Annotated in this window: 6 protein-coding genes; 5 read left to right on the top strand and 1 reads right to left on the bottom strand. The window is 72.2% G+C overall.

What is annotated here, in order from left to right; translation table 11 throughout:
- The first annotated feature begins 224 nt into the window (after nt 1-224).
- From WMI84_RS14445 to WMI84_RS14465, 5 genes are all read left to right on the top strand, one after another.
- Entirely contained in the window at nt 225-1,688 is a 1,464-nt protein-coding gene (locus tag WMI84_RS14445; protein WP_347354342.1) for a DUF3375 domain-containing protein, read from the top strand.
- Entirely contained in the window at nt 1,685-2,350 is a 666-nt protein-coding gene (locus WMI84_RS14450) for a DUF4194 domain-containing protein (RefSeq protein WP_347354344.1), read from the top strand. The genes WMI84_RS14445 and WMI84_RS14450 overlap by 4 nt, the downstream gene beginning before the upstream one ends.
- Entirely contained in the window at nt 2,343-5,723 is a 3,381-nt protein-coding gene (locus WMI84_RS14455; RefSeq protein ID WP_347354346.1) for an SbcC/MukB-like Walker B domain-containing protein, read from the top strand. The genes WMI84_RS14450 and WMI84_RS14455 overlap by 8 nt, the downstream gene beginning before the upstream one ends.
- Nucleotides 5,720-6,916, top strand: coding sequence for a Wadjet anti-phage system protein JetD domain-containing protein (locus WMI84_RS14460; RefSeq protein WP_347354348.1), 1,197 nt, complete (start codon nt 5,720-5,722; stop codon nt 6,914-6,916). The genes WMI84_RS14455 and WMI84_RS14460 overlap by 4 nt, the downstream gene beginning before the upstream one ends.
- 280 nt (nt 6,917-7,196) lie before the next feature.
- Nucleotides 7,197-7,775, top strand: a complete 579-nt coding sequence (locus WMI84_RS14465; protein ID WP_347354350.1) for a hypothetical protein — start codon at nt 7,197-7,199, stop codon at nt 7,773-7,775.
- An 87-nt stretch (nt 7,776-7,862) separates the two neighbouring features.
- Here WMI84_RS14465 and WMI84_RS14470 read toward each other — a convergent pair whose 3' ends face one another.
- Complete coding sequence (locus tag WMI84_RS14470; RefSeq protein ID WP_347354352.1) at nt 7,863-9,137, bottom strand: DUF2786 domain-containing protein; 1,275 nt, start codon at nt 9,135-9,137, stop codon at nt 7,863-7,865.
- Nucleotides 9,138-9,806: the final 669 nt, after the last annotated feature.

A 9,806-nucleotide genomic window follows, 5' to 3' on the forward strand; every position in this document is an offset into this window, starting at 1 on the left:
TCCTTGGTCGAGGTGCCAGCCGGATGTCCGGGGCTGTGCCTCACAGCATGGCACCGCGGTGGTCACCGACGTGCCGACAGCCCCTGGGTGGCCCGCCGGGCCCTGGGGCCGGTCGTCGAGCGGCGCCGCCGGACGTCGTTCCGCGTTCGTCGTGCCGCGTTCGTCGTTCCGCCGGGGACTGTCGGTGGGCTCGCCTATGCTCGCCGCAGCGAAAGGAGGTCCCCATGCTGACCCACGACGACCTGGCCCGGCTGCGTGACGGGCATCCCGCGTGGCGGCTGCTGCGCGCGGCCAACGCACCGCTCATCGTGGGCTTCCTCGGCCGGACCTTCGTCGAGCAGAACGTGCGGGTGCTGACCCGGGCCGAGCTGGTCAGCCGCCTCGACGACGAGCTCTACGCCCTTCGCGAGCAGCTCGGGCAGGACGCCTACCCCAAGTCGGCCTCGGCGTACGTCGCCGACTGGGCGGGCTCCGACTCGGCCTGGCTGCGGCTCTACTACGTCGACGGCAGCGACGAGCCGCACGTCGACGCCACGCCGGCGTTGGAGCGGGCGGTGGCCTGGGTCGCCAGCCTGCAGGAGCGAGCGTTCGTCGGCACCGAGTCGCGGCTGCACACGCTGGTCGGGCTGCTGCGACAGATCGTCCAGGGCAGTGACGCCGACCCGGAGCACCGGCTCGAGCTGCTGCGGGCGCAGCAGGCCCGGATCGAGGAGCAGATCGCCCGCGCGGAGGCGGGCGAGATCGACGTGCTCGACCCGACCGGCCAACGCGACCGCTACCAGCAGTTCGCGAGCACGGCCCGTGAGCTGCTGTCCGACTTCCGCGAGGTGGAGGTGAAGTTCCGCGCGCTCGACCGGCAGATGCGCCAGACGATCGCGGGCTGGGACGGGTCCAAGGGTGAGCTGCTCGACGAGCTGCTCGGCGACCGCAACGCGATCTCCGAGTCCGACCAGGGCCGCAGCTTCCAGGCCTTCTACGACTTCCTGCTGTCGGCCGACCGGCAGGACGAGCTGTCCGGGCTGCTCGAGGCGGTGCACCACCTCGACGCCATCGTCGCCGACGACCGGGTGCGCCGGATCGACCGTGACTGGCTCGCCGCCGCCGACCGCACCCAGTCGACGGTGCGGACCCTCTCCGACCAGCTGCGTCGGTTCCTCGACGACACGGTCTGGCTCGAGAACCGCCGGGTCATCGAGCTGCTCCGCAGCATCGAGAGCAGCTCGGTCGCCGCGCGCGACGCCGGCCCCGCGATCCACGGCGTCGGTCCCGAGATCCAGATGGAGCTGGCCGGTATCCGGCCCGAGATCAGCCTGCCGTTCGAGCGCCCGCTCTACTCGCCGCCGGCCCGGCCGCAGATCGTCAGCGCCGTGACCGAGGCAGCCGAGCCGGCCGAGACGAGCGTGCTGTTCGACGTCGACCAGGTCGACCACGCCCGCCTGGTCGGCCAGGTCCGGGCCGCGTTGCGGCACCGCCCCCAGGTCAGCCTCGGCGAGATCCTCGACGACGCCCCGCCCGAGCAGGGCCTTTCCGAGCTGATGGCCTACTTCGGGCTCAACGAGGACGGCATCGAGCTGGTCATCGACGACACGACCCGACAACGCGTCACCTGGACCGACGACGACCTGTGCCGTGAGGCCGACATCCCGACGCTGCTCTATGTCCGCCCCGACGGGAAGGACCCGGCATGACCGCCCAACCCAGCCCGACCCCCGCGATCACCGACGACGCGCTCAGCCTGTCCCGGATCGTCATCCCGTTGCTGCGCGGCGTGATCTACCAGGCCGACAACCCGAACGGGTGGACCCTGCTGCGCCGGCACCAGTCGCGGGTCCGCGACCACATGGCGGTCATGGGTCTCGAGCTGGTCATCGACGAGGCCGAGGGATACGCCCACCTGCGCCAGCTGGACCTCGACGACGTCGACATCCCTCGGCTCGTCCCGCGACACCGGCTCTCCTTCCGGGTCAGCCTGCTGCTCGCGCTGCTGCGCAAACGCCTGGCCGAGTTCGACGCAAGCAGCAGCGACCCGCGTCTCGTGCTGACCCGTGAGCAGATCGCCGAGCTGCTGCGCGTCCACCTTCCGCAGGGCACCAACGAGGTGCGTCTGACGGCCGAGGTCGACTCGCTCATCGGCAAGGTCGAGGCGCTGGGCTTCCTGCGCAGGATCATCGGGCAGGAGCACACCTACGAGGTGCGCCGCATCCTGAAGGCCTACGTCGACGCCCAGTGGCTGGCCGAGCTCGACGAACGGCTGCGCGAGTACCTGGCCACGCTCGAGCCCGACGACGCTGCCGCCGGCGCCACCACTTCCCCCGGCGCCCCCGACCGAGAGGACCGGACCGATGGATGAGCTCCCTCTCGACGGCTGCCTCGGCGCCCCCGGCTACCGGCTCGACCACATCGAGCTGCTCGGCTGGGGCACCTTCGACCGGGCGGTGTGGCGCTTCGACCTCGGCGGCCACACCTCCCTGCTCACCGGCGACATCGGCTCGGGAAAGTCGACCCTCGTCGACGCGATCACCACCCTGCTCCTGCCGGCCCAGCGCATCTCCTACAACAAGGCGGCCGGCGCCGAGACGAGGGAGCGCAGCCTGCGCTCCTACGTCCTGGGCCACTGGAAGTCCGAGCGGAGCGAGACGACCGGCCTGTCCCGGCCGGTGGCGCTGCGCGACCACACCTCCCACAGCGCCGTCCTGGCCGTGTTCCGCAACGAGCGGCTCGACTCGTCGGTGACCCTCGCGCAGGTCTTCTGGCTGCCCGACGACCATGCCGGCCAGCCCAACCGCTTCTACGTCGTGGCCGACCGGGAGCTCGGGATAGTCCGTGACCTCAGCGACTTCGGCACCGACGTCACCGCGCTGAAGAAGCGCCTCCGCGGCGTCGGCATCACCCCGCACGCGACCTTCCCCGAGTACGAACGGGCCTACCGTCGCGCCCTCGGCGTTCCGTCGAGCCAGGCGATGGAGCTGTTCCACCAGACCGTCTCGATGAAGTCGGTCGGCAACCTGACCGAGTTCGTCCGCGCCCACATGCTCGAGCCGTTCGACGCCGCCACCCGCGTGCGGGGGCTCATCGAGCACTTCGAGGACCTCACCGCGGCACACGACGCCGTCATCAAGGCGCGCGCGCAGCTGGCCGCGCTCGACCCGATCGTCGCCGGTTGCGACGAGGTGGACCGCCTCGGTGCCGACCTCGCCGCGGCGACCGACGCCCAACAGGCCCTCCGGTATGCCGCTGCCACCGTCACGCTCGAGCTGCTCGGCGCGGCCGCCGAGGAGACCGAGGTGCTGCTCGCCCACGAGCGGGCCGCACACGAGGGGGCCGAGCGTGAGGTGGCGACGCTGCGCGCCGAGCAGCAGGGGCTGCGCGACGCCCGCGCGGGGCACGCCGGCGGACGGGTCGGCGCCCTCGAGGAGGCCAGGCAGCGGCATACCGAGGAGAAGCAGGCCCGCGCGAAGCGGCACCGCGCGTGGAGTGACGACCTGGCCGCCGCCGGGCTCGAGCGGTTGGCCGACCCCGAGGAGTTCCCACGCATCCGCGGCGAGGCGCTCGATGCGCAGACCGCCGTCGACGAGGAGAGCACCCGGGTCGGGGAGGGACAGAACGAGCACGTGGTCGAACGGCACCGGCTTCGGACGGAGTCCGACGAGATCCGCGCCGAGCTGGTCAGCCTGCGCCAGCGCCGGTCGAGCATCCCGCGCGAGCTGCTGACCCTGCGCGACCGCCTCTGCGAGGAGTCCGGCGTCGCCGAGGCGCGGGTCCCGTTCGTCGGCGAGCTGCTCCAGGTGCGTCCCGGCGAGGACCGCTGGCGGGGGGCCGCCGAACGCGTGCTGCGCGGCTTCGCCCTGTCGCTCATCGTCGACGACGCCGACTACCGTCGGGTCGCCGACTGGGTCGACGGCCACCACCTCGGCACCCGGCTGGTCTACCACCGGGTCCGACCCGCCGAGCGGCACCAGCCCGCCGCGCCGGTCTCCGGCACCCTCGCCGCCAAGCTGGAGCTGCGCGACAGCCCGTATGCCGCTTGGCTGGGCGCCGAGCTCACCGCTCGGGCCGCGCACGAGTGCGTCGACAGCCTCGACGACTTCCGGCGGGTCAGCCGGGCGGTGACCGTGCGCGGTCAGGTCAAGTCGGGCAGCTTCCACGAGAAGGACGACCGGCACCGGGTCGAGGACCAGTCCCGCTACGTCCTCGGCTGGGACAACAAGGCCAAGCAGGACGCCCTCATCGAGCGCGGCACGCGCGTGCAGGAGCAGCTGAACTCCGTCGACGGCGCGATCCGGCAGGCCGAGGCGCGACAGCGCGAGCTGCGGCAGCGCCGCGAGGCACTGACCCGGGTGCTCGTCGTCGACGACGTGCGCGACATCGACTGGTGGTCCTGCTCGCGGGCGTTGCACGAGGTCGAGCGGGAGCTCGCGCTGCTGGTCGACGCCTCACGCGAGCTCGCGCAGATCGATGCCCGCCTCGCGGTGGTCGAGACCGAGCTGGGCAACGCCGAGGAGCGGCGCGGCCGGCACGAGCGAACCCTGGGCGGGCTCGAGCGCCGGCTGGCCGACCTCGACTCCGACCGGCAGCGCAACACCGAGGTGCTGGCCGGGATGGCGGCGTCGGCCCGGCCCGCCGTCGAGCAGGCGGCCTCGACGCTGCGCTCTCGCGGGGTCGCGAGGACGGACGCCGTCCCGGGCGTCGCCGAGCAGCTGCGCGCCGAGCTGGTCGAACAGTCGACGACCCTGTCGCGCCGGCTCAACAGCGCCACCTCGCGCACCGAGCGGCTCATGGACGCGCTGCGCCGCGACTACCCCGCCGAGACCACGGAGATGGACGCGAGCATCGAGGCGGCCGGCGAGTTCCGGGAGTTTCGCGAGCGAGTGGCGCGAGACGACCTGCCGCGGTTCGAGGCGGACTTCAAGCGCTTCCTGAACCAGAACACGATCCGCGAGATCGCCGGCTTCCAGACCCGACTGCTGCAACAGTCCAAGGAGATCACCGAGCGCATCCGGATCATCAACACCTCGCTGCGCGACATCGACTACAACACCGACCGGTTCATCCGGCTCGACGCCGTGGCCACTCCGCTCACCGAGATCCGACAGTTCCGCGCCGACCTGCGGGCCTGCACCGAGGGTGTACTCGGCGGTGAGACCGACGACCTCTACTCGGAGCAGAAGTTCGACCAGGTCCGCGCGCTGATCGCCCGGTTCCGGGGGCGTGAGGGCTTCGCCGAGCACGACCGACAGTGGACGGCGCGGGTCACCGACGTGCGCAACTGGTTCGTCTTCAACGCCTCCGAACGGTGGCGCGAGTCCGACGAGGAGCACGAGACCTATGCCGACTCCGACGGCAAGTCGGGCGGCCAGAAGGAGAAGCTCGCCTACACGATCCTCGCCGCCTCGCTCGCCTACCAGTTCCGCCTCGACACGTCCGGTGGGTCAGCTCGCACCTTCCGGTTCGCCGTCATCGACGAGGCGTTCGGCCGCGGGTCGGACGAGTCGACCCGATACGCGCTGCAGCTGTTCAAACGGCTCGGGCTGCAGCTGCTCGTGGTGACTCCCCTACAGAAGGTGCACACCATCGAGCCGTTCGTCCGCCGGGTCGGCTTCGTCGACAACCCGAGCGGACGGTCCTCCCGACTGCACAACCTGACCATCGAGGAGTACCAGCGGGAGCGGGCCGCCACGGCGATCGCCCGTGTCGCCGGGCTGGTGGAGAGCCACGAGGCATGACCGCTGTGCAGGACGGCTGGACGAGGATCGAGCAGGTCCGAGCCGTGCTCCGGCGACGCTGGGACCGGGGCGAGCTGCTGCGCACCGTCGTGGGCGACCAGGCGTGGAGCCCGATCCGGGTCCCGCTGCGCGCACCGACCGCGCGCGAGCTGGCCGGCGACTTCGGGGCGGTGCAGGACTGGGCCGCGTCACTGCAGCGCGCCGCCGGGTCCGGTCGGTCGGCCGCGTTCCGCCTCGAGACGAAGGCGGTCGGCGGTCGGCTCGTCGGGTCCAACGCACTGCCTCGGGCCGCCTGGTTCGACGAACCCGACCAGGTGTGGCGCCTGCTGCGCGTGACCGAGGAGGTCGCCGCCTACCGACGGTTGTTGCAGCTGAGCGCCGCCGCGGACCAGGCCATCGCCGGCTGGGCGATCGCCCACCCGATGAAGGCGCTGGACCGGGCGGACATCTGGCCCAAGGTCATCGACACGGCGCTGTGGCTGCGCGCGAAGGCGGGGACAGCGGCATACCTTCGTCAGATCGACGTGCCCGGGGTGGACACGAAGTTCATCGAGGGCCACCGGTCGCTGCTGGCCGAGCTGCTCGACGCGATCGCTCCCGGCCTCGCGGACGAGTCCCGCACGGCAGGAAGGGACTTCGCGCGAAGGTACGGCTTCCGCGACAAACCGGCGATGACCCGGCTGCGGTCGCTGGACGGCACCGGGCTGTTCGACGGGCTGACCGACGCCACGGTGCGGGTCGACGAGCTCGCCACGCTCGAGCCCGCGGCCCGGCAGGTGCTCGTCGTCGAGAACGAGATCACCTTCCTCGCCCTGCCCCGGGTGGTGGGCGCGATCGCGTTCTTCGGGGCCGGGTTCGACGTGCTGCGCCTCGGGCGGATCCCCTGGCTGCGCGATCGCGACGTCGTCTACTGGGGTGACCTGGACACCGACGGTTTCGTCATCCTCGACCGACTGCGCAGCCGGCTCCCCCAGGTGCGCAGTGTGCTCATGGACCTGCAGACCCTCACCGGGCATGCGGACCAGTGGACCACCGACCCCACCCCATCCCGGGCCACCCTCGAGCGGCTGACGCCCGACGAGGCTCACGTGTACCGCATGCTGCGCGACAACGAGCTGGGCACGTCGGTCCGGCTCGAGCAGGAGCGCGTCAACTACGCCCACGTGCTGGCCACCCTGCCGGCGGCGCTCTGACCGACGCTGCGAGCTGCCGCCCCTGCGGTCCGGCCGCGTCGTCAAGGCCCTGCGCCGGCACCGCTGCACCCTGCTTCGGGCCGTGGTCCGACTGTCAGTGGTCCAGCGGCCGCGTCGACACCCACTATCAGGCCGCGGTCCGATTGTCGGTGGGCTAGCGGCCGCGTCGACACCCACTATCGGGCCGCGGTCCGATTGTTCATCCGCATCTCGACATGGGCAGGCGACCCGCGGCCGTGAGCCCTTGAGTGAGGACCCGGGTTGGGCCAACCATGGAGGAATGGTCAATACCGAGCCCGAGCACTACGTGCGGCCGAGCGTGGCTCGCCCGTACTGGGCCAAGCACGCGTACGAGATCCTGGTCGAGACCGCTGGGCGCTACGACGCGGTCATCACCTACGCCGACTTCGGTGAGCAGATCCAACAGCGGTCGGGACTGTGGACCAAGGCAGCGGCCGGCAACTGGGTCGCCGCCCTGCTCGTGGACCTCACCAAGGTCAGCAACGTGCGTGGCGAGCCGGCTCTGGCATCCCTGGTCGTGCACCAGCAGGACGGGCAGGTCGGGGCCGGGTACAACGAGGTGCTCCGCGCCGCCGGGCTGGGACGGATCGAGGACCCCGTGGCGCGGGAGCTGCAGGCAGCGACCACCCGGCTGGAGTGCTACCGGCACTGGGGCGCCGACGTCCCTGCGGACGCCGCGCCGCATCTCGCCCCGGCGGCGCGCAGGACCCGGCCTCGCCGCCAGAGCCGACCTCCTCGGAGTCACGCAGCCTCCAGCACGGTCCGGCGTGGCGCGGTGTGCCCGACCTGCTTCATGGAGATGCCGCTGTCCGGCGCATGCCCCAACTGCGCGGAGTGAACTGCCTGCGGTCTGCCGCGTGGGACCGCGTGGATCGGTCGCACACCGGCCAAGGCCGAGCGGGCGTCGGCCCTGCCTCGAAGAACGTCAGGCAGACGCGATCTGCTCCCCGACTCCGAGATGGGCCCGGTCCGCGGCGGCGCGGCCGGAGTGCCAACCCTCGGCGTCGCGACCGACCCGCACCGCCTTGTCGCGAAGATCAGGGAACCAGTCATCGACCACCTGCTGGACGTGCTCGGCCCGGGCCGCCAGCAGTGGGACGAGCTCGCGTCCGGCGGAGCGACCCTCGGCGGTGGCGGTGTCGACCTCCTGGCCGGCAACCTGCTGGAGCCGCTCGCCGACGCGGGCCCCATACGCCATCAGGAACGAGTGCCGGAAGGACCTCGTCCGGCTCCGGCCATACGCGTCGGTGCGCGAACCGGCGGAGGTCACCGCCCGGGTGGCCTGCACGAGCAGCGAGGTGAAGAGGACCTCGACGCTCTCGAGGTCGGCCTCGAAGCCGACGACGGTGCCGAAGCCGAGCTCGCGGTTCCAGACCAGCTTGCACCGGTTGGCCGAGGCGACGGCGTTCAGGAGCATGGCCTTGGCGCTGTCGTACGGGTTGTCTATACCGATCCGACGACCGTGCGGCCGGTCCGGCGCAGCGCCGGACTCGTCACCGCCGGCGGCGAGCAGCGCGGCGTCGATGCTGTGTCGCGCCATGAGTGCCTGCGCACCAGCGGTGAACGTCTCTGCCTCGGCCTCGAAGGTGGTCGACTCGGCCTTGGCCAGCAGCTGCCGCACGCGGGACAGGATCCGCTCGTCGACCGTGGGTCTGTCCGGCTGTCCGGAACCAGGGGCGGACGGGGAAGGGCGCGGTGGCACCACCGACCCCGGCAGCGGCGTGAGGCACTCGAGCCGAGGCAGCGTCAGGAGGAGGTGCAGCACGGCCAGCGTCCGGGTCAGCAGTGTCGGCCAGTCGAGACCGCGCTCCCGGTGGGCGTCGAGTAGGGTCTCGGAGGCCGCCCACCAGACACCGCCGCCGACCTCGTCGAGCTGCCCGAGCCACCGGGGGTCGACGGTCGCGGCCGCATAGCGCCCCAGCTCGAGGCTCATCACGTCGGTCACGAGAGCCTGCTCCGGTGCCGTGAGCGCCTTCCCGGCGTAGCGATGGACGTCGGCCGGCTGCCACCCACGTCGCCACGCCTCGGTCGTCGCGTCGGTGAGCGAGGTGACGAAGTGGGCGACGACGACGCGCCGGGTCACCGGCGCGTTGCAGACCCGTGCGAAGGCCACCGCTGCGGCGTCGGCCCCCGACTGGTCACCACGGTCCATGGCGGCCAGCGCGTCGTGCAGCAGTGCCGGCACCAGAGCCGCCAGCACTTCCGGGTCCGCCTGCCCGGGGGCGTCCCCACCCGCTCGAGGACTCCGTGCGCCGAACGAGGCACCTGGCTGTCGAGGCGTGCTCCCACGCTGGGTGCCAGACCCGTTCCGTCGCCTACGGCCCTTGCCCATGGCCCACCTTCCGTCCGTCTCGCGGCCAGCCTGCCATGCCGGCCGTCGTCCGGTCGTCTGCCACGCAACAGCTGTGGACAACCAGTTCGCCCGGGCCGGCTGGGTATGGGGGTGGCTCCGATCGCCGGCGCCGTCCCGGACACAAGGCGCCGACAGTGGCCATCCGTCCGCAGTGCTGCCGACCCGCCGAGCCCACTGGAGCGAGGAACGAAGGGGACGGGAACGGCGCCCGGTCGACCGGCCCGGCCGCGTGACCCTCACCACCTGCTCCGCCACGGGGAGCAGTGGGCCCGCTGCTCCCCGTGGCGGAGCAGGTGGTGAGGAAGCCCCGATCTGGGGCGGGGCTCCTTCGCGCCCGGGACCCGGAACATCGGCTGGGCCCGTCGCGTGGCTCGCCGGCTTCGCCCGACCGGGGCCGTCCTGACGCACACCCGGGGACCGGGCTCCAGCCGACGGCTAGGCTCGGGAGTCCGCACACGACAGGAGGCCGGCCGGTGTCATCGAGGAAGCGCGCCGGGCAGGCGCCGACACCGGAGC

It is taken from the genome of Intrasporangium sp. (assembly GCF_039812505.1).
Taxonomy (GTDB): Bacteria; Actinomycetota; Actinomycetes; order Actinomycetales; family Dermatophilaceae; genus Intrasporangium_A.

Bases quoted from the DNA above. Each gene is read 5' to 3' on its own strand.
- WMI84_RS14465 (WP_347354350.1), top strand. From the start codon at position 7,197: ATGGTCAATACCGAGCCCGAGCACTACGTGCGGCCGAGCGTGGCTCGC.
- WMI84_RS14445 (WP_347354342.1), top strand. From the start codon at position 225: ATGCTGACCCACGACGACCTGGCCCGGCTGCGTGACGGGCATCCCGCG.
- WMI84_RS14455 (WP_347354346.1), top strand. From the start codon at position 2,343: ATGGATGAGCTCCCTCTCGACGGCTGCCTCGGCGCCCCCGGCTACCGG.
- WMI84_RS14450 (WP_347354344.1), top strand. From the start codon at position 1,685: ATGACCGCCCAACCCAGCCCGACCCCCGCGATCACCGACGACGCGCTC.
- WMI84_RS14460 (WP_347354348.1), top strand. From the start codon at position 5,720: ATGACCGCTGTGCAGGACGGCTGGACGAGGATCGAGCAGGTCCGAGCC.